This window comes from Micromonospora sp. NPDC005161, from assembly GCF_053599855.1.
In genome coordinates, this window is sequence record NZ_JBSFYQ010000016.1 from 105,723 (window position 1) to 124,057 (window position 18,335).

General features: G+C 72.7%; 18 protein-coding genes. 6 read left to right on the forward strand and 12 right to left on the reverse strand.

Translation table 11 applies throughout. From position 1 onward, the window contains the following. Positions 1-86: 86 nt before the first annotated feature. Positions 87-986, reverse strand: a complete 900-nt coding sequence (locus ACWD5O_RS17710) for a TrmH family RNA methyltransferase (protein ID WP_450085985.1) — start codon at positions 984-986, stop codon at positions 87-89. A gap of 79 nt (positions 987-1,065) precedes the next feature. Here ACWD5O_RS17710 and ACWD5O_RS17715 point away from each other — a divergent pair, with 79 nt between their 5' ends. Next, the gene (locus tag ACWD5O_RS17715; RefSeq protein ID WP_450085958.1) at positions 1,066-2,874 is read left to right on the forward strand and encodes a thiamine pyrophosphate-requiring protein; all 1,809 of its coding nucleotides are present in this window, start codon (positions 1,066-1,068) and stop codon (positions 2,872-2,874) included. Between the two features lie 16 nt (positions 2,875-2,890). Here the strand turns inward: ACWD5O_RS17715 and ACWD5O_RS17720 are convergent, their stop codons facing one another. After that, a complete protein-coding gene (locus tag ACWD5O_RS17720; RefSeq protein ID WP_450085959.1) occupies positions 2,891-3,079 on the reverse strand; it encodes a DUF397 domain-containing protein in 189 nt (62 codons plus the stop codon). After that, a complete protein-coding gene (locus ACWD5O_RS17725) occupies positions 3,007-3,870 on the reverse strand; it encodes a helix-turn-helix domain-containing protein (protein ID WP_450085960.1) in 864 nt (287 codons plus the stop codon). The genes ACWD5O_RS17720 and ACWD5O_RS17725 overlap by 73 nt, the downstream gene beginning before the upstream one ends. A gap of 197 nt (positions 3,871-4,067) precedes the next feature. Between ACWD5O_RS17725 and ACWD5O_RS17730 the strand changes: the two genes are divergently transcribed. Further along, positions 4,068-4,421 carry a hypothetical protein gene (locus ACWD5O_RS17730; RefSeq protein ID WP_450085961.1) on the forward strand — a complete coding sequence of 118 codons (354 nt, stop codon included), beginning with the start codon at positions 4,068-4,070 and terminating at the stop codon, positions 4,419-4,421. Between the two features lie 22 nt (positions 4,422-4,443). Here the strand turns inward: ACWD5O_RS17730 and ACWD5O_RS17735 are convergent, their stop codons facing one another. From ACWD5O_RS17735 to ACWD5O_RS17750, 4 genes are all read right to left on the reverse strand, one after another. Continuing rightward, positions 4,444-6,642, reverse strand: a complete 2,199-nt coding sequence (locus ACWD5O_RS17735) for a transglycosylase domain-containing protein (RefSeq protein WP_450085962.1) — start codon at positions 6,640-6,642, stop codon at positions 4,444-4,446. Between the two features lie 218 nt (positions 6,643-6,860). After that, positions 6,861-7,622 (reverse strand): hypothetical protein, encoded by a 762-nt coding sequence (locus tag ACWD5O_RS17740; protein WP_354967513.1) that lies wholly within the window; start codon positions 7,620-7,622, stop codon positions 6,861-6,863. Positions 7,623-7,773: 151 nt separating this feature from the next. Next, positions 7,774-8,880, reverse strand: a complete 1,107-nt coding sequence (locus ACWD5O_RS17745; protein ID WP_450085963.1) for an SPFH domain-containing protein — start codon at positions 8,878-8,880, stop codon at positions 7,774-7,776. A 5-nt stretch (positions 8,881-8,885) separates the two neighbouring features. Then, a complete protein-coding gene (locus tag ACWD5O_RS17750) occupies positions 8,886-9,359 on the reverse strand; it encodes an NfeD family protein (RefSeq protein ID WP_354967511.1) in 474 nt (157 codons plus the stop codon). A 131-nt stretch (positions 9,360-9,490) separates the two neighbouring features. On the opposite strand from ACWD5O_RS17750, the gene ACWD5O_RS17755 reads away from it, so the two are divergent. Beyond that, entirely contained in the window at positions 9,491-10,804 is a 1,314-nt protein-coding gene (locus ACWD5O_RS17755; RefSeq protein WP_450085964.1) for a serine hydrolase domain-containing protein, read from the forward strand. A 44-nt stretch (positions 10,805-10,848) separates the two neighbouring features. Here ACWD5O_RS17755 and ACWD5O_RS17760 read toward each other — a convergent pair whose 3' ends face one another. Further along, a complete protein-coding gene (locus ACWD5O_RS17760) occupies positions 10,849-11,661 on the reverse strand; it encodes a DUF3097 domain-containing protein (RefSeq protein WP_450085965.1) in 813 nt (270 codons plus the stop codon). 262 nt (positions 11,662-11,923) lie between these two features. Here ACWD5O_RS17760 and ACWD5O_RS17765 point away from each other — a divergent pair, with 262 nt between their 5' ends. Beyond that, positions 11,924-12,718, forward strand: a complete 795-nt coding sequence (locus ACWD5O_RS17765) for a hypothetical protein (RefSeq protein WP_354967508.1) — start codon at positions 11,924-11,926, stop codon at positions 12,716-12,718. Positions 12,719-12,727: 9 nt separating this feature from the next. Here the strand turns inward: ACWD5O_RS17765 and ACWD5O_RS17770 are convergent, their stop codons facing one another. The 4 genes from ACWD5O_RS17770 to fabG form a co-directional block, all read right to left on the reverse strand. After that, the gene (locus ACWD5O_RS17770) at positions 12,728-13,507 is read right to left on the reverse strand and encodes an HAD-IIA family hydrolase (protein ID WP_354967507.1); all 780 of its coding nucleotides are present in this window, start codon (positions 13,505-13,507) and stop codon (positions 12,728-12,730) included. Positions 13,508-13,543: 36 nt separating this feature from the next. Next, on the reverse strand, positions 13,544-14,572 hold the full coding sequence (locus ACWD5O_RS17775) for a ferrochelatase (RefSeq protein WP_354967506.1): 1,029 nt from the start codon (positions 14,570-14,572) through the stop codon (positions 13,544-13,546). 123 nt (positions 14,573-14,695) lie between these two features. After that, on the reverse strand, positions 14,696-15,463 hold the full coding sequence (fabI, locus tag ACWD5O_RS17780) for an enoyl-ACP reductase FabI (RefSeq protein ID WP_387328664.1): 768 nt from the start codon (positions 15,461-15,463) through the stop codon (positions 14,696-14,698). 35 nt (positions 15,464-15,498) lie between these two features. Next, positions 15,499-16,203 (reverse strand): 3-oxoacyl-ACP reductase FabG, encoded by a 705-nt coding sequence (fabG, locus tag ACWD5O_RS17785; protein WP_354967504.1) that lies wholly within the window; start codon positions 16,201-16,203, stop codon positions 15,499-15,501. Between the two features lie 155 nt (positions 16,204-16,358). Between fabG and ACWD5O_RS17790 the strand changes: the two genes are divergently transcribed. Next, positions 16,359-17,597, forward strand: a complete 1,239-nt coding sequence (locus ACWD5O_RS17790) for a sensor histidine kinase (RefSeq protein ID WP_387328667.1) — start codon at positions 16,359-16,361, stop codon at positions 17,595-17,597. After that, positions 17,594-18,256 carry a response regulator gene (locus ACWD5O_RS17795; protein WP_387328670.1) on the forward strand — a complete coding sequence of 221 codons (663 nt, stop codon included), beginning with the start codon at positions 17,594-17,596 and terminating at the stop codon, positions 18,254-18,256. Before ACWD5O_RS17790 ends, ACWD5O_RS17795 begins: the two co-directional genes overlap by 4 nt. The last annotated feature ends 79 nt before the right edge of the window (positions 18,257-18,335 follow it).

Sequence of the window (18,335 nt, forward strand, 5' to 3'; positions counted from 1 at the left end):
CGGAACTCGACATGCCGCCGCCGACGGGCCGGGTCACCGGTCGGATCTGCTCCGCGTCCAATCAGCTGACAAGGGCGTCCGCGCCCTCACCACGGGTCGTCGCGGCTCAACTCCCAGCAGGCCACGGCGGTGGCGGCGGCCACGTTGAGTGAGTCGACGCCACGGCGCATCGGGATGACCACCCGGACGTCGGCGGCGTCCATGGCGGCCCGGGTCAGGCCGGCGCCCTCGGCGCCGAGCAGCAGCGCCGAGCGGGCCCGCTGGGTGGCGTCGAGGCGCTGGATCGGCACCGCGTCCGGCGCCGGGGTCATGGCCAGCACGGTGAAACCGGCCGCCCGGACCTCGGCGAGCGCGTCCGGCCACGGATCCAGCTTCGCGTACGGGACGGCGAAGACCTCCCCCATGCTGACCCGGACGCTGCGCCGGTAGAGCGGGTCGGCGCAACTCGGCGAGAGCAGCACCGCGTCCACCCCGAGGGCCGCCACCGCCCGGAAGATCGCGCCGAGGTTGGTGTGGTTGTTGACGTCCTCCAGGATCACCACCCGGCGCGCGGTGGCGAGCACCTCGGCGGCGGTCGGCAGCGGCCGGCGGTGGAACGACGCCAGCACCCCCCGGTGTACGTGGAAACCGGTGGCCCGTTCCAGCACGTCCTGCGTCGCCGCGTAGACCGGCGCGTCGCCGGTGTCCAGGTCGGCGAGCTGGTCGGTGCGCTTGGCGTCGATCAGGTACGACCGGGCGGGGTAGCCGGCGCGCAGCGCCCGGCGCAGCACCAGCTCCCCCTCGGCGATGAACAGGCCGTGCGGTGGCTCCCAACGGGTGCGCAGCTCGACGTCGGTGAGCGCGCGGTAGTCGGCGATCCGGTCGTCGTCGGGGTCGGTGATCTGGTGGACGGGCACCCGACGATTCTGCCGGACGCCCGGCCGAGCACTGCGAAGCCGGTCGAGCCCACGGCGTTGAGGGTGTTTTGTCCGTAAAGGAAGGGGAATGGCGTGCGACGTACCGGACCCGACGGGAAGGACCAGCCAGGTGAGCCCAGATCACGCCGCGCCGGGCGAAGCAGGCACCATGCCCAAGCAGCCGACCGTCGCGGACCACATCGTCGCCCGCCTCTTCAGCTGGGGAGTGCACCGCTACTTCGGCTATCCCGGCGACGGCATCAACGGCCTCACCTCCGCCCTGCAACGCACCAACGAGCGGGCCCAGTTCGTCCAGGTGCGGCACGAGGAGACCGCCGGCTTCGCCGCGTCGGCGCACGTCAAGTACGGCGGCGGGCCGCTGGGCTGCGCGTTGGTGACCAGCGGTCCGGGAGCCATCCACCTGCTCAACGGCCTGTACGACGCCAAGCTCGACCACCAGCCGGTCATCGCCCTGGTCGGGCACACCGTGGTCACAGCCGAGGGCGGCGGCTACTACCAGGAGGTCGACCTGCTCGCCCTCTACAAGGACGTGGCCGCGGCGTTCCTGGCCCAACTCGACCACCCGGCGCAGGTCCGTCACCTCGTCGACCGGGCGTGCCGCACGGCGCTGGCCCGGCGTACGGTCACCGCCCTGGTGCTTCCCGCGGACCTCCAGGACAAGCCGGCCGTCCCGGACCCGCCGCACGCGCACGGCTACTACCAGACCAGCAACGTGCCGAGCAGCACGCCGACCGTGCCGCCCGAGGCGGACCTGCGCCGGGCGGCCGAGGTGCTGCGCGGCGGGGAACGGGTGGCGATGCTGGTGGGGCAGGGCGCCCTCGGCGCGAAGGACGAGGTCCGCGAGATCGCCCAGCGGCTCGGCGCCGGGGTGGCCACCGCGCTGCTCGGCTTCACCGCCGTCGACCACCGGGAGCCGTGGGTGACCGGCGCGATCGGGCTGCTCGGCACCCGGCCGAGCTGGCAGATGATGAGTCGCTGCGACCGCCTGCTGATCGTGGGCAGCAACATGCCGTACTCGGAGTTCTATCCGCCACCCGGGCAGGCCCGCGGGGTGCAGATCGACCTGGACGGCACCCAGCTCGGGCTGCGGTATCCGACCGAGGTCAACCTGACCGGCGACGCCGCTCCCACCCTGCGGGCGCTGCTGCGCGAGCTGGGCCCCGGTCCCGGGCCGACCGAATGGCGGACGGAGATCACCGAGGCCACCTCGGCGTGGCGCCGGGTGCAGCGCGACCTGGCCGAGCAGGACGCCGACCCGGTCAACCCGCAGCTGCTGTTCAGCACGCTCAGCGAGCGGCTACCTGACAATGCCATGCTCGCCGTGGACTGCGGCACCGCCACCGCCTGGTACGCCCGACACGTGCAGGTCCGCCCCGGGATGCTGGCCAGCCTCTCCGGCACGCTGCTGTCCATGGGCGGCGCCATGCCGTACGCGCTGAGCGCCAAGTTCGCCCACCCGGACCGACCCCTCGTCGCGCTCATCGGCGACGGGGCGATGCAGATGAACGGGGTCAACGAGCTGATCACCGTGGCCAAGTACTGGCGGAGCTGGGCCGACCCGCGGTTCGTGGTGCTGGTGCTCAACAACCGGGACCTGGCGTTCGTCAGTTGGGAGCAGCGCTCAAGTGAGGGGACGCCGATGTTCCCGGACAGCCAGCAGCTGCCGGACATCGGCTACCACCAGTGGGCACAGGTGCTCGGGTTGCACGGCGAGCTGGTCGACTCCCCCGCCGATGTGCCCGGCGTCTGGGAGCGAGCCCTCGCGGCCGACCGTCCCGTGGTGATCAACGCGCTGGTCGACCCGGCCGAGCTGATGCTGCCACCGCACTTCACCGCCGAGCAGGCGCGCAAGACCGCAGCCGCAGTGCTGCGCGGGGACACCGACTGGGCCGGGATCATCCGCCGCGGCCTGCCCGCCACCATCGCGAGCTACCGCCCACGTCGCCGGCAGGGCTGACCGCCGGCCGGCGAGGTCAGCGTTGGCGGGCGAAGCCGACGAAGGCCCGCCAGGCGGCCGGCGCGAAGGCGAGGGTGCCGCCCGAGCGGTCCTTCGTGTCCCGGACCAGCACCACCCCCGGCAGGTTGTCCGCTACCTCCACACAGGAGCCGCCATTGCCGCCGGACCGGCTCGACTTGCGCCAGTGGGCACCCGCCAGGTCCATGTCTTCGCCACTTCCTTGATCAAGTCGAGTGACTGTCGCCGGGAGAGTGCCTCGTTCCGCACGATCTCCCAGGTGCCCGACAGCCTAGCAACGTCCGCGGCCTGCTCCACGATCTGCGCGGTGAGCTGATTGTCGGCGTGCGCGACCCGATCGCCGTCCGGCAGCTCGGCGATGATGAACTGGCCAGCCATGCCCAGATACATTCCCGTCTCGGCTGGCACGACCTGCAACTGCACGTGGTCCAGTTCCGCCAGCTCCACGAGTCTGGCAAGTTGGGCGGCCATCAACCCAGGTCGGTCGACCGGCCGATGGATCACCGCCTCGTCGACCACGGCCACGAGTTGCGGTGGCTTCTCCCGCGTCAAGATCGCCTGCCGGTCGAGGCGCGAGGCGACGGCCCGATCGATTTCCTCGACGGTGAACCGCCCGCCGGCCAATGTGGCCCTCGCGTAGTCCTGCGTCTGCAGGAGCCCCGGGACATACAGCGGCTCGTACCAGCGGAGCAGGACGGCTTCGCGTTCGAACTCGATCCATTCGCGCAGCCAGACCGGCGCGGCGGCGTCGTCCTTCACCAGATCGGCCCAGAGCCGCACGAAGAGCCCGCCGGTGTCCAGTGCCCGGTCGACGGCGGCGAGATAGTCCTCGCGAGGCGGGCGGGTGCCCAACTCGACCGCGCTGACCTGCTTGCCGGAGAAGTGCGCCCGCTCGCCCAGCTCGTCCTGGGTGAGCCCGGCCAGGGTGCGCTGCCGGCGCAGCTCGCGAACCAGGAACTCCGACGCGGACACGCTCACCGGCTCTCCACCTCCTCTACGGCGGGCCGGGCCGGTTCCCGGGCACTCTCGGGTGCCGGTCCGATGCTCCCCGCCCCACTGCGGAAGCTTCCGAGCGTAGTGGCCTGGTCAGCAGACTGTGAAGCACGCGGCGCCGGGTCGGCAGCCATTCCCCCGGTACGCCCCGGCGCCGCTCCCCCTGGGCAGAAGGAGACATGGTGAACGCAGCAGAACTGAACGACGGCGCTGGCACACGCGACGCGGCGGCCCGCGTACCCCCGGATCGGTGCCGGCCGACGGCGGTGGGTGAGCTACCGGCGTGGCTGGAGCCGCACCGGCCGTTGAAGCCGCTCTGGGTGTGCGCCGGGTGCGGTGACCCGTGGCCGTGCGCGGTGGCCCGGCTGCTGCTGCGGGCCCGGCACGAGGCGGACCGGGTACCGCTCTACATCCTGCTGACGGGCGTCTTCGCTCACGCCACCCGTGACCTGTACACGCTCAACCCCTACGACACGCCGCGTCCGCACGCGCTCTTCGCCCGCTTCGTCGACTGGGCCGACCCGCGCTTCCGCTGACCGACCCCCGCCGGGGGTGCGGTCAGCCGCGACGGTCGAGCCAGCGTTGGAGCAGCGACCGCGGGTCGTCCTGGTCGGACCTGCGGTCGGGGACGACGGGAGCCCGCTCGACCGGGCGGCGGGGTTCGCCGGCCAGCTCGCGGCTCGGCGCGACGAACGCCTTCTCCGGCTGGCCCTTGACGGCGGTGGCGATGACCCGGGCGACCGCGTCGATCACCTTGGCCTGCACGGCGGAACCCACCGAGTCGGTCGTGTCGTCCGGGTTGGCGGCGATGCCGGCGACCGCGACCTGCGGGGTGAAACCGACGAACGTCTCGGTGGCGTTCTGCTCCGAGCTGCCGGTCTTGCCGGCCACCGGGCGGCCGTCGAGGATGTCGTTCACGCCGGTGGCCGTACCGCCGTTGCACTGCCCGTACGGCGACTGCTGCCCGACCGGGCAGCGGGCGGCGTCGGTCGCGGCACGGGCCACGTCGGCGTCGAGCACGCGCTTGCAGGACGGCTGCCCGACCGGCACCTTGTCGCCGTTCGCGGCGGTCACCGAGACCACCGGCACCGGCGTGCAGTAGGTGCCCTCGGCGGCCACCGTGGCGTACGCGTTGGCCAGGTCCAGCGGGGTGGTGGCGGCCACGCCGAGGGTGAACGAACCCCAGTTGGCGGCATCGTTCTTGGCGAAGTCGGCGTCCGGGCCGGCGCGGAAGGTGATGCCGAGCCGCTGCGCCATCTCCACCACCTTGTCCTGGCCGACCTGCTCGGCCAGCCAGACGAAGTAGGTGTTCACCGAGCGGCCGAAGCCGTCCCACATCATCCGGTACCCGTCCATCCAGTCCGGGTTGGCGTTGGCCGGGCACCAATGGCCGTCACAGCTCCCGGGGCCCTCGGCGGCGTACCGGGTGGGTAGCTTGGCGGGCGCGTCGAAGCCGGTGGAGAGGGTACGGCCCGACTCCAGCGCCGCGAGCATGGTGAACAGCTTGAACGTCGAACCGGCCTGGTACCCGTTGACGCTGGCACCGCCGGAGATCAGCGGGTTGACGGTGTTCGGGAAGTTGGCCTGCCCGTTCGGGTTGTCGGCGAGGCTGTAGTGCCGGTTGACCGCCATCGCCAGCACCTGACCGGTGCCCGGCTGCACGGCCGCGATCGGCAGGGCGCGCTTGTTGTCGTACCCGTAGACCTTGGTGGCCTGCTGCTGCGCGGTTGCCTGGACCTGCGGGTCCAGGGACGTGACCACGGTGTAGCCGCCCGCGCGCAGAGCCTGCTCGCGCTCCGGCACGGTGGCCCCGAACGCCGGCTGGGTCACCCACCACCGGCGCAGGTAGTCGCAGAAGTAGCCCCAGTCGTCGTGGCCCTGGGCCACGGCGGTGCAACCGTTGGGCTGCTGCGTGGGGTGCAGGGTCAGCGGCTCGGCCTTGGCCTGCGCGGCCTGCGCTGCGGTGATCGCCCCGGTTTCGGCCATCGAGTCCAGCACGTACGACCGGCGGGCCAGCGCCTCGTCCTTGTCCCCGTCGATCGGGCTGTACGCGTCCGGGGACTGCACCAGACCGGCGAGCAGTGCCGACTCGGCGAGGGTCAACTGCGCCGGCGGCTTGCCGAAGTACTTCTGGCTGGCCGCCGCGATCCCGTACGCGCCGGAGCCGAAGTAGGCGATGTTCAGGTACCGGTTGAGGATCTCGTCCTTGCCGAGGCTCTGCTCCAGCGCGCCCGCGTACCGGATCTCCTGGATCTTGCGGCCGATGGTGGGATCGGTGGCGGCGGCGCGCTCCTCGGCGGTGCGGGTGGGGTCGGTCTTGAGCACGTTACGGACGTACTGCATGGTCAGGGTCGAGCCGCCCTGCTCGGTGCCGCCGCCCTTGACGTTCGCCACCAGCGCGCGGGCCAGGCCCCGCAGGTCGGCGCCGCCGTGCTCGTAGAACCTCCGGTCCTCAGCCGCCACGATCGCCTGCCGCATCACCGGGGCGATCTCCGACAGCGGCACATCGGTGCGGTTCACGTCGTAGAACGTCGTGATCAGCGTCTTGCCGTCATTGGCGTAGAGGTAGGAGCGCTGCGGGGTGGCCGGGGTGCGCAGCGCGTCGGGCAACGCGGCGTACGTCCCGATCGCGGAGCGGGTGGCGAACCCGAGCAGCAGGTTGCCCGGCAACGCGGCGACTGCCAGGGCGAGCCCGGCCAGCAAGCCGGCGAGCAGCACGGTGAACAGCCGCGACAGCGGCGAGCGAGAGGCGGCCATGCTCCCCAGGATTGCCACGAAAGCCGCCAACCGACCACCCTCAACCCGGGATTGTCAGCAACTTCACGGCCCCCCACCAGCCAACTCCCACCCACGCCCACCCACCCGCGCTCCCCTGGCACCGGTGATCAAGAGGTTTGCGTCAACCAGGAGGCCCTTTTTGACGCCAACCTCTTGATCACCGGGTCGGGGTGGGTGGGTGGGTGGAGCGGGGTGGGTCAGGGGGTGGAGAGGCTGGCGCTGGCGGCGTCGCGGGCCGTTTCGCGGGGCATCAGGCGGCCGGAGCGGTAGCCGATGCCGATGCCGGCGATCAGCACGAAGATCGCGCCGAACGTCTGCAACGAGCCGATCAGGGCGCCACCCAGGCCGAGCAGCGGCGCGGCGATGATCAGCATGACCCCGTCGCCGAGGCTGAACGTGCCCGAACGGGCCACCGCCCACCCGGTGAGGACCCAGCCCACGCTGTAGAAGGTAGCGCCGACCAGGACCAGCGAACGCGCGGTGACGCCGAAGACCGGTGTCTGCTCGGCGAGCCCGGCGAAGGGCAGCATCAGCACGGTGCCGGCGATGCTGACCAGCAGCCCGGCGGTGGCCACCCGGCGGCTGCGGGTCGCGGCCAGCAGCCCGGTGAGGGCCAGCAGCGCGAGCAGGCCGAGCCAGACCGCGGCCACCCAGCCGATGAGGTACGCCGCCTGGCCGTCGGCCGGATACGGGTCGTTGCCCACCCCGCCGTCGCTGGCCATCGCCACCGCGCCGTAGAGGATGGCGTACGCGGGCAGCAGCCACACCGCCGCCCGCGCGAACCGGCGCACCGACCAGGCCCAACTGGCGTTCGTTGCCGGCCCGGCCGGGGTCGGCTCGCCGACGAAGGGCAGTACGCCGAACCCGCCACCGCTGGCCCGGGAGCCCAGCGGGCCGGCCGGGTCGTGCGCGCCGGGCACCGGCTCCGAGGACCACATCCGATTCGCCGGATCCTTCATGCGTCACCTCGCTCGTCCACGAGCGGTGCGGGACGCGCCGGGGCGCCCCGATTGCCTGGTCACCACCCGTCCTAGGACCGATCGTGGCAGGCGTCGGAGCGCCCCATGAGTCTTTCTCGCATTTATCCGGCCGGACGGCCGGCCAACTCGATCACTCGCGCTCGCGCTGGTCGGTCTGGTCGCTGACCAGACTGGCCGGCGAGACCGGCTCCGGCGCGGGCAGCCCCTGCTGCTTGCTGCCACCGGTGGCCTGCGCCTCGGCGACGCGTACCTCGTCATGGATCTGCTGGGCGGCGTCCGCCGCGGCCTGCGCGGCCTGCGCGGCCTCGCGCTCGACCTGGCTCGCGTGGTCGGCCGCCTCCGGCGCGGGTAGGTCCCCCACCATCTGGCTCAGCCCGCCGAGCGCGCCACCCATCCCCTCCAGTGCCTTGGTCAGCTCGGCCGGGATGATCCAGACCTTGTTGGCGCTGCCCTGGGCGATCTGCGGCAGGGCCTGCAGGTACTGGTAGGCGAGCACCTTCTGGCTCGGGTTCGCCTGGTGGATCGCGTCGAAGACCGTCCGGATCGCCTTCGCCTGACCCTCGGCCTGCAGGATCCGCGCCTGCCGGTCACCGTCGGCCCGCAGCACCGCGGACTGCTTCTCACCCTCGGCGGTGAGGATCTGCGACTGCTTGTGCCCCTCGGCGGTGAGGATCGCCGCGCGACGGTCCCGCTCGGCGCGCATCTGCTTCTCCATGGAGTCGCGGATGCTGGCCGGCGGCTCGATCGCCTTGATCTCCACCCGGGTCACCTTGATGCCCCAGCGGCCGGTGGTCTCGTCCAGCACGCCCGAGAGGTGCCGGTTGATCTCGTCGCGGCTGGTCAGCGCGCGCTCCAGGTCCAGCGAGCCGATCACGTTACGCAGCGTGGTGACGGTGAGCTGCTCGATGGCCTGCAGGAAGCTGGAGATCTCGTACGTCGCCCGGACCGAGTCGACCACCTTGAAGTAGAGGACCGTGTCGATCGAGACCACCAGGTTGTCCGAGGTGATCACCGGCTGCGGCGGGAAGCTGACGACCTGCTCCCGCATGTCGACCTTCGTGCGTACCGCGTCGATGAACGGCACCAGCAGGTTGAGGCCGGGGCTGAGCGTGCGCTTGTACTTTCCGAGCCGTTCCACCACGTCCTGGCGCTGCTGCGGCACGATCCGCACCGCCTTTGCCAGCGTCACCACAGCGATCAACGCCACTGCGATCAGCAGTACGCCTATGGCCGTCATCCCGTTCACCCTCTCGCTTCCGGCAGCTCGCCGGCGGAAGAAACGTCGTCCTGCCAGACCAGGGCGGTCGCGCCCCGGACCTTTATCACTCGCACCCGTTCACCAGGCTCGTACGTCTGCGTCGTGTCGTACGACCGGGCGCTCCACAGCTCCCCGTCAATCTTGACGAGGCCGCGCTCGGCGTCCACCCGCTCCAGCACCGACGCCATGGAGCCCTCGATCGCCTCCACGCCGAAGGCCTGCTCGCCGCTGTCCAGTGCCGAGCGCTGGTGCCGCCGGATGACCGGGCGGACCACCACCAGACTCAGCGCCGACACCACCGCGAACACCAACGCCTGCACCGCCACCGGCGCGCCGAGAGCGGCCGCGCCCGCGGCGGCGAACGCGCCGACCCCGAACATGATCAGAAAAAGCGTCGTCGTGAAGACCTCGGCGACAACCAGCAGCACACCCAACACGATCCACACCACGGCGTCCACACCACGATCGTGACACGCAAATGCACGCGCGGCCGACCCGTGATGATCAGTAGGCTCGGCGGAACCCACCTGGCCCGCCGAAACACCCCAGAAATGGCGATCCGGCCGAGCCGACGAGCGAGGAGTTCCCGTTGACCCTGCTGCCCGAGACCGCCCGACAGGTCGACGCCCAGGTGGCCCAGGCGCAGGCCGACGGCCGCGCCCCGTCGCTGGTGCTGGGCGTGGTCCGCGACGGCACGCTGGCGCACCTGGCCGTCGCCGGCGAGCATCCCCGCCCGGACATCGACCTGCAGTACCGGCTGGGCTCGATCAGCAAGACGATGACCGCCACCCTGATCATGCAGTTGCGCGACGCCGGCCGGCTGGCCGTGGACGACCCGCTGGAGCGGCACCTGCCGGGCACCGGCGTCGGCACGCTCACCCTGCGCCAGCTGCTCGGGCACGCCAGCGGCATCCAGCGTGAACCCGAGGGCGACTGGTGGGAGCGGACCGCGGGCGCCGACCTGACCACCCTGCTCGCCGGGCTGACCGCCGACAAGATCGCGTACCCGCCGCACGCCACATACCACTACTCCAACCTGGCGTACGGGCTGCTCGGCGGGGTGCTCGAACGGCTCACCGGCACTCCCTGGGCGGACCTGCTCAGCGAGCGGGTCCTCGCCCCGCTGGGGATGCGCCGCACCACCTACGCGGCCACCGAACCGTTCGCCCGTGGCTACGTCGTCCACCCGTGGCACGACACGCTGCGCGAGGAGCCCCGTACCGACACCGGAGCGATGGCCCCGGCCGGGCAGCTCTGGTCGACGATCGAGGACCTGGGCCGGTGGGCGGCGTTCCTGGCCGACCCGGACCCGAAGGTGCTGGCCGCCGACACGCTGACCGAGATGTGCTCCCCCGTGGTGATCAGCGACCTGGAGTCCTGGAACCACGGGCACGGCCTCGGGCTGGAACTCTTCCGGGAGGGCGACCGGGTGTACGTCGGGCACGGCGGCTCGATGCCCGGCTACATCGCCTCGCTGGCCGTCCACCGGCCCACCCGCACCGCCGTGGTGGGCTTCGCCAACTCGTACGGCCTGCGCACCGGGCACCTCGGGGCACTCGGCCGGCAGCTGCTCACGCTGGTGCTGGACGCCGACCCGACGCCGGTCACCCCGTGGCGGCCAGCCGCAGCCGCACCGCCCGCCGAGCTCGCCGAGCTGACCGGCCGCTGGTGGTGGATGGGCAGCGAGATCGAGGTGACCGTGGACGCCGCCGGCGAGCTGCTGGCGGGCCCGGTCGGCGCGCCGGACCTGCGCTTCGTCGCGGAGGGACCGGACCGCTGGCGAGGCCGCGCGGGCGGGCAGGACGGCGAGATCCTCACCGTGTGCCGGGACGAGCAGGGCCGGGCGGTCGCCCTGGACATCGCCACCTTCGTCCACACCCGCACCCCCGACCAGGAGCCCTGACCCACGCCTGGTGTTCAGGGTGGGCGCGATGCGGCGCGGATCGGTCAGGCTGGGTCGGCGACGAAGTCGATGAGGCGTTCCATGGCGTTGATCAGGGGGGTCTCCACGTCGGCGAAGGTGTTCACCCGGGACAGGATGCGCCGCCACATGTCGGCCGGCTCGGCCACCCCGAGGGCCGCGCAGACCCCCTCCTTCCACGGCCGCCCCGGCGGTACCACCGGCCACGCCGCGATGCCCAGCGCCGCGGGCTTGACCGCCTGCCAGACGTCCACGTACGGATGCCCGGTCACCAGCACGTACGGCGAGGTCACCCGGGCCACGATCCGGCTCTCCTTGCTGCCCGGCACCAGGTGGTCGACGAGTACGCCGAGTCGGCGGGTCGGGCCGGAGGCGAAGTCGCGCACCTCGGCGTCCAGGGCGTCGATGCCGTCCAGCGGTTCCACGACCACGCCCTCGATCCGCAGGTCGTCGCCCCAGATCCGCTCGACCAGCGCCGCGTCGTGAATGCCCTCCACCCAGATCCGGCTGGCCCTGGCCACCTGGGCGCGGACGTTGTCCACCGCCACCGAGCCGGACGCGGTGCGCCGGCGGGCCGCCGGCACCGGCGCGCGGGCCGGACGGCGCAGCGTGACCGGGCTGCCGTCGAGCAGGAACGCCGCCGGTAGCAGGGGGAAGTTGCGTCGCCGGCCGTGCCGGTCCTCCAGCACCACCGCGCCGGCCTCGAAGCCCACCACCGCCCCGCAGAACCCGGAGTCGGCGTCCTCCACCACGAGATCCGGCTCGGCGTCCACCTCGGGGGTGACCTTCCGCCGCCGCCAGTCGCCCGCCAACACGTCCTCGCCGTATCGCCCCGCCATGTCGATCACGCTAACCCCGCCACCCCCGGCCACCATCCCGACACACCGCCGAGCCCTGCACCCCCACCCTCGGCTGCATCGATCATGGAGTTGTGGTGCCCCGCGAAACGGCACGAATCAGCAGGGACCGCCCACCACGGCTCCATGATCGACCTGAGCAGTGGGTGGGCCGCGAGTGGGGCGAAGGGGGCAGTTCGGGGCAGGCAGGGCGGCCGGAGCGGCAGTCGAGACAGGGCCACCGCTGACCACGTACCCTTTCGGCATGTCCACCCCCACAGCGGGCGCGGCCACACTCACGCCGCGCCGGTCGAGCCGGTTCGTCGCCTGGGTGCGCGCGTGGCGCGCCGGGTTGGTGCCGTACGACGAGGTCGCCGACGCCATCGCCGGCGACGAGGAGCACCTCGTGGCGGACGCCCCCGGCACCTGGACCGACGTCCCGCTGGGCGCCGCGCTGCCCACCCTGGCCAAGCTCTCCCCGGACGAGATCCGTCTGGTGCTGCCCGCGCCGGGCGACCCCCGGGGGCTGCCCGGCCCCGGCGACTTCGCCGGCGCGGCGCTGGACGCGGGCGAGGCGGTGGTGGCCGGTGGGCTCGGGTTGATCCCGCAGGTCCGGCTGCACACCTCCGGCTCGGGAGACTGTTTCGAGACGGTGCTCTGGCGGGTCTACCCGCTGCCGGCCAACGCGCCCGCCGCGTCGCTGTCGCTGCCCGGCGCCGCCGAGGCCGAGGCCGAACTGGCTGCCGCGCTCGCCGAGACGACCGCCGCGCTGACCCGCCTGGACGTCGCCCAGTGGCGGCCCGAGCTGGCCGGGGCGCTGGCCGCGCTGCGCCGCCCGGACGGCGCCACCGACCTGCCGCCCGGCTTCGACCCCCGGGCCCGCCGACTCTTCGCCCGCGCCGCGGTGCTCGACCGGGTGCTCGCGCTGGCCGGGCACGCCGCGCCCGGTGGCGCGATCAACAACTACGAGGCGCAGCAGCGCGACGCCGCGCTCCGCCCGCTCACCACGGCCTGCCGGCAGGCGCTGGTGGCCGCCTGCAACGCTCCACTGCGCCCCTGACGAGGTTGGTCAGACCTCGTCGAGCAGGTCCGCCACCGAGTTGATGATCCGGGACGGGCGGTACGGGTAACGCTCCGCCTCGGTGCGGCTGCTGATCCCGGTGAGCACCAGGATGGTCTCCAGCCCGGCCTCCAGCCCGCACAGGATGTCGGTGTCCATCCGGTCGCCGATCATCGCGGTACTCTCGGAGTGCGCGTTGATGGTGTTCAGCGCCGAGCGCATCATCATCGGGTTCGGCTTGCCGACGAAGTACGGCTCCACCCCGGTCGCCTTGGAGATCATGGCGGCGACCGAGCCGGCGGCGGGCAGCGCGCCCTCCACCGACGGACCGGTGACATCGGGGTTGGTGCAGATGAACCGAGCCCCGTCGTTGATCAACCGGACCGCCTTGGTGATCGCCTCGAAGCTGTAGGTGCGGGTCTCACCGAGCACCACGTAATCCGGGGCGAAGTCGCTGAGCACGTAACCGACCGCGTGCAACGCCGTGGTCAGCCCCGCCTCCCCGATCACGTACGCGGTGCCGCCCGGCCGCTGGTCGGCGAGGAACTGGCCGGTGGCCAGCGCGGAGGACCAGATCGACTCCTCCGGCACGTCCAGCCCCATCCGGCTCAGCCGGGCGGTCAGGTCGCGCGGGGTGTAGATCGAGTTGTTGGTCAGCACCAGGAACGGCTTGCCAGACGAGCGCAGCCGGTTGATGAACTCCGGCGCGCCAGGCACCGGCTGGCCCTCGTGCACGAGCACGCCGTCCATGTCGGTCAGCCAGCTCTCGACGGGCTTGCGGTCATGCATCGGTCATCCCCGGGTTGTCGGTGGGCGGGTGGACGGTCAGGGGCGGCGGGTCGGCACGCAACACACGGTGGGGCAGGTGTCCCACATCGGCAGCTCGCCCAGGCGGCGGCGCAGCTGCGCACCGTCCGGGTCGGTCCGCTCGGTGACCAGCTCCCGCACCATGGCCACGAAGCGCGGGTCGGTGCCCGGGGTACCGGCCCGGACGAAGTCCAGGCCGAGCTGCTTGGCCGTCTCCAGCGCCTCGGTGTCCAGGTCCCACACCACCTCCAGGTGGTCCGAGACGAACCCGATCGGGCTGACCACCACGCCGGTGGTGCCGCCCTGCGCGAGGGTCGCCAGGTGGTCGTTGATGTCCGGCTCCAGCCACGGCACCTGCGGCGGCCCGGAGCGGCTCTGCCACACCAGGTCGTACGGCAGGTCGGGAGCGGCGGCCGCGGCCACCAGCCGGGCGGTCTCGTGCAGCTGCGCCTCGTACCGGCCGCCGTGCGGGCCGGCGTTGGCCGCCATCGAGGTGGGGACGGAGTGAGCGGTGAAGACCAGCCGGGTGCCGTCCCGCTTCGCCGGGTCGAGCTGCCCCAGGGCGGCACGGACCGCGTCGACGTGCGGCTCGACGAAGCCGGGATGGTCCCAGAACTGGCGCAGCTTCTCGATCACCGGGGCGTCCGGGCCGACCGCGGCCCGGGCGGCGGCGATGTCCTCCTGGTACTGCCGGCAGGACGAGTAGCCACCGTACGCGCTGGTGACGAAGGCCAGCGCCCGGCTGACGCCATCGTCGCGCATCTGGGTCACGGTGTCCGCGAGAAGCGGGTCCCAGTTGCGGTTGCCCCAGTAGACGGGCAGGTCGAGACCGTGTGCGGCGAAGTCGGCGCGGACGGCGGCCAGCAGGTCACGGCACTGCTGGTTGATCGGGGACACCCCGCCGAAATGCTGGTAGTGCTCGGCGACCTCGGCCAGCCGCTCGGGCGGCACGCCCCGGCCCCGGGTCACGTTCTGCAGGAACGGCATCACGTCCTCGGGCCGCTCCGGCCCACCGAAGGACACCAGCACCACCGCGTCGTACGCCATGGGTCCATTCTTGCCGGTCGGCCGGGACGACCCGGCGACGCCCCCTGCTCCGGAGTGGTCCACGGTGTTAAGAAGGGTCCCCTGCTCTACCGCAGGCGTTAACAAGGGACCCTTCCTTGCACCTCAGGCGCCGATGGCGTGGTAGCCGCCGTCGACGTGCACGATCTCGCCGGTGGTGGCCGGGAACCAGTCGGACAGCAGCGCCAGGCAGGCCCGGGCCGCGGGCTCCTGGTCGGTGAGGCTCCAGCCGAGCGGAGCCCGCTCGGTCCAGGCGTCCTCGAACTGGTCGAAGCCGGGGATCGACTTGGCGGCGATGGTGCGCAGCGGCCCGGCGGCGACCAGATTGCTGCGGATGCCCTGCTTGCCCAGGTGCATCGCCAGGTAGCGGGACGCGGACTCCAGGCCGGCCTTGGCCACGCCCATCCAGTCATAGACCGGCCACGCCTTCGTCGCGTCGAAGGTCAGGCCGACCACCGCGCCACCTGCGGACATCAGCGGCAGCGCCGCCATGGCGAGCGACTTGTACGAGTAGGTGGAGACGTGCAGCGCGGTCGCCACGTCCTCCCAGGGGGCGTCGAGGAAGCCGCCGCCCAGGCAGCTCTGCGGGGCGAAGCCGATGGAGTGCACGACGCCGTCGAGCCCGTCGACGTGCTCGCGGACGCGGTCGGCGAGGCTGGCCAGGTGCTCCGTGTTGGTCACGTCCACCTCGATCACCGGCGCCGGCTCGGGCAGTCGCTTGGCGATCCGCTCGACCAGGGAGAGCCGTCCGAAGCCGGTCAGCACGACCTGCGCGCCGTTCTCCTGGGCGAGCTTCGCCACCGAGAAGGCGATCGAGGCGTCGGTGATGACACCGGTGACCAGCAGCCGCTTACCGGCGAGCAGTCCGGACATGCAGGGTTCCTCCGTACGTAGTCAGAAAGCGCTGGTCAGTGGCCCATGCCGAGGCCACCGTCGACCGGGATCACGGCACCGGAGACGTACCCGGCGGGGTCGCCGGCCAGCCAGGTGACCACCGCGGCGACCTCGTCCGGGTGGGCCATCCGGCCAGCCGGGATGGACTTGCGGATCTCCGCCTTGCGGTCGTCGGACAGGCCGGCGGTCATGTCCGTGTCGATAAAGCCGGGCGCCACCACGTTCGCGGTGATGTTGCGGCTGCCCAGCTCCCGGGTGATCGAGCGGGCCACGCCGACCAGGCCGGCCTTGCTGGCGGCGTAGTTGACCTGACCTGCGCCGCCGGAGAGCGCGACCACCGACGAGACGAAGATCATGCGACCCCACCTGGCCCGGAGCATCTTCCCGGAGGCCCGCTTGGCGCACCGGAACGCGCCGGTGAGGTTGGTGTCCAGCACGCCGGTGAACTGCTCCTCGGACATCCGCAGCAGCAGCGTGTCGTCGGTGATACCGGCGTTGCAGACCAGCACCTCGACCGGCCCCAGCTCGGCCTCCACGGCGGTGAACGCCGCGTCGATCGAGTCGGCGTCGGTGACGTCGGCTCGCACCCCGAACAGCCCCTCGGGGGCGTCGCCGCTGCGGTGGGTCACCGCCACCCGGTCGCCCTGCTTGGCGAAGGCCTGCGCGATGGCCAGGCCGATTCCCCGGTTTCCCCCGGTCACCAGCACGGTACGGGCCACGATTCCCCCTTGCGAATGGTCAGCACGGACGCGTCGGAGCCTAGGCGTTACCGGTAGGTAAGCGCTAACGGGAGTCGCGTCACACTGGGGTACGACACCGGGGTCAACCCCTGGTGGCACGCCCCGCGAAGGGTCGGCCCCGTAGCCTCCCGGTGGTGAACCGGCAACCGATCGTCGGGGCCCTGCGCGCCCTGCGGCACACCCTGCTGGGCGCGGACGCCTTGCCCGGCCGGCCGCTGCTGGCCCGCTGGCCCGGGCTGGCCCGTTACGCCGCCCCGGTCGGGCTGCTCGCCGCGCTCGGCCTCTTCTGGATCACGCTGGCCCTGGAGAACGACTGGGGCCTGCCGGCGCCGATCGCGGTGCTGTTCGCGGCGATGACCGTGGCGCCGCTGCTGGCGCTGCCCCGGCGTCCGCTGCTGGCCTGGCGGCTGACCGTGCTGGCCCTGCTCGTGTGCACGTTCAACGCGCCGGCCGACGCGCCCGGCCCGTGGACCCCGCCGCTGGCGCTCGGGTCGATCGCGGTGGTCGCGGTGGTCGTCGCGCGGGTCGACCGGCCGGTGCTGGTCTGGGTGGTGGCGATCACCACGGTTCCGGTGTTCACCCTGGTCCGCGCCGAGAACCGGGCCGCCGTCCTGGCGCTGCTCGGCGCGCTGGCGATCGTCGGAGACCTGATCCGGCGCAACCGGATGTCCCGGCGCGCGCTGGCCGAGCAGACCGAGCTGAGCGAACGGGAGCAGGAGCGCCGCGCGGTGCTGGAGGAACGCACCCGCATCGCCCGGGAGTTGCACGACGTGGTGGCCCACCACATGTCGCTGATCGCGGTGCAGGCGGAGACCGCGCCGTACCGGCTGACCGCCGTGCCGGCGCCGGTGGCCGCGGAGTTCGCCGCCATCGCCGGCTCGGCCCGTGACGCGCTGACCGACATGCGGCGGCTGCTGGGGGTGCTGCGCAGCGAGTCGACCGGCCCGCAGACCGCGCCGCAGCCCGACCTGACCGACCTGGACGCGATGGTGGACGCGGCACGCCGGGCCGGGCTGCCGGTGACTTTGGACGCCGAGCCGGCGGACGACGGGCGGGTGCCCGCGCCGGTCGGGCTGGCCGCGTACCGCATCGTGCAGGAAGGCCTGGCCAACGCGGCCCGGCACGCGGCCGGCGCCGCGGTGCGGGTCACCGTCCGCGCCGGCCGGTCCACCCTGGCGGTACGCGTGCAGAACGCGCCGCCCGACGACGTGGACGTCCGGCCGACCGCCGAGGCTGGCGCCGGGCACGGGCTGACCGGCATGCGGGAGCGGGCCACCTCGCTGGGGGGTACGTTCACCGCCGGGCCGCTGCCCGGTGGGGGTTACGAGGTGGCGGTCGAGCTGCCGTACGACGCGGAGAGCGGGGACCGATGATCAAGGTGCTGATCGCGGACGACCAGGCGATGGTCCGGCAGGGCTTCGGCGCGCTCCTCGCCGCCCAGCCGGACCTCCTGGTGGTCGGTGACGCCGCCGACGGCGCGCAGGCCGTCGCCGCCGCCCGCCGGCTCGACCCGGACGTGGTGCTGATGGACGTGCGGATGCCCGTGCTGGACGGGCTGGCCGCCACCCGCAAGCTGCTCGGCGACCGGTCGGCGCAGCGCCCCCGGGTGCTCATCCTCACCACCTTCGACCTGGACGACTACGTGTACGAGGCACTGCGCGCCGGGGCCAGCGGCTTCCTGCTCAAGGACGCCCCGGCGGCCGACCTGGTGCACGCGGTGCGGGTGGTGGCGGCCGGGGACGCGCTGCTCGCCCCGGCGGTCACCCGCCGGCTGATCGCCGAGTTCGCGGCCCGCCCGGACCGCCACCGGCCGCGCCCCACCGACCTGGCCGGGCTCACTCCGCGGGAGACCGAGGTGCTGCGGTTGATCGCCCGGGGCCGCAACAACGCGGAGATCGCCGGCGACCTGGTGGTGGCCGAGCAGACGGTCAAGACGCACGTCGGGCGGATCCTGGCCAAGTTGGGGCTGCGCGACCGCGCTCAGGCCGTGGTGCTGGCGTACGAGACGGGTCTGGTCGCCGCCGGCGAGTAGCTCTGCGGAGCCAGCCCGGGAACGGCTCCCCGGGACGACGCGCGAGCGCTGCCCGCCCACGCACTCTCCCTCCGGATGA

What these genes read in the sequence shown, in the direction of transcription:
- fabI (WP_387328664.1), bottom strand. Translation starts at nt 15,463, where the DNA reads ATGTCCGGACTGCTCGCCGGTAAGCGGCTGCTGGTCACCGGTGTCATC.
- ACWD5O_RS17715 (WP_450085958.1), top strand. Translation starts at nt 1,066, where the DNA reads ATGCCCAAGCAGCCGACCGTCGCGGACCACATCGTCGCCCGCCTCTTC.
- ACWD5O_RS17760 (WP_450085965.1), bottom strand. Translation starts at nt 11,661, where the DNA reads ATGGCGGGGCGATACGGCGAGGACGTGTTGGCGGGCGACTGGCGGCGG.
- ACWD5O_RS17720 (WP_450085959.1), bottom strand. Translation starts at nt 3,079, where the DNA reads ATGGACCTGGCGGGTGCCCACTGGCGCAAGTCGAGCCGGTCCGGCGGC.
- ACWD5O_RS17770 (WP_354967507.1), bottom strand. Translation starts at nt 13,507, where the DNA reads ATGCATGACCGCAAGCCCGTCGAGAGCTGGCTGACCGACATGGACGGC.
- ACWD5O_RS17775 (WP_354967506.1), bottom strand. Translation starts at nt 14,572, where the DNA reads ATGGCGTACGACGCGGTGGTGCTGGTGTCCTTCGGTGGGCCGGAGCGG.
- ACWD5O_RS17740 (WP_354967513.1), bottom strand. Translation starts at nt 7,622, where the DNA reads ATGAAGGATCCGGCGAATCGGATGTGGTCCTCGGAGCCGGTGCCCGGC.
- ACWD5O_RS17735 (WP_450085962.1), bottom strand. Translation starts at nt 6,642, where the DNA reads ATGGCCGCCTCTCGCTCGCCGCTGTCGCGGCTGTTCACCGTGCTGCTC.
- ACWD5O_RS17745 (WP_450085963.1), bottom strand. Translation starts at nt 8,880, where the DNA reads ATGACGGCCATAGGCGTACTGCTGATCGCAGTGGCGTTGATCGCTGTG.
- ACWD5O_RS17795 (WP_387328670.1), top strand. Translation starts at nt 17,594, where the DNA reads ATGATCAAGGTGCTGATCGCGGACGACCAGGCGATGGTCCGGCAGGGC.
- ACWD5O_RS17765 (WP_354967508.1), top strand. Translation starts at nt 11,924, where the DNA reads ATGTCCACCCCCACAGCGGGCGCGGCCACACTCACGCCGCGCCGGTCG.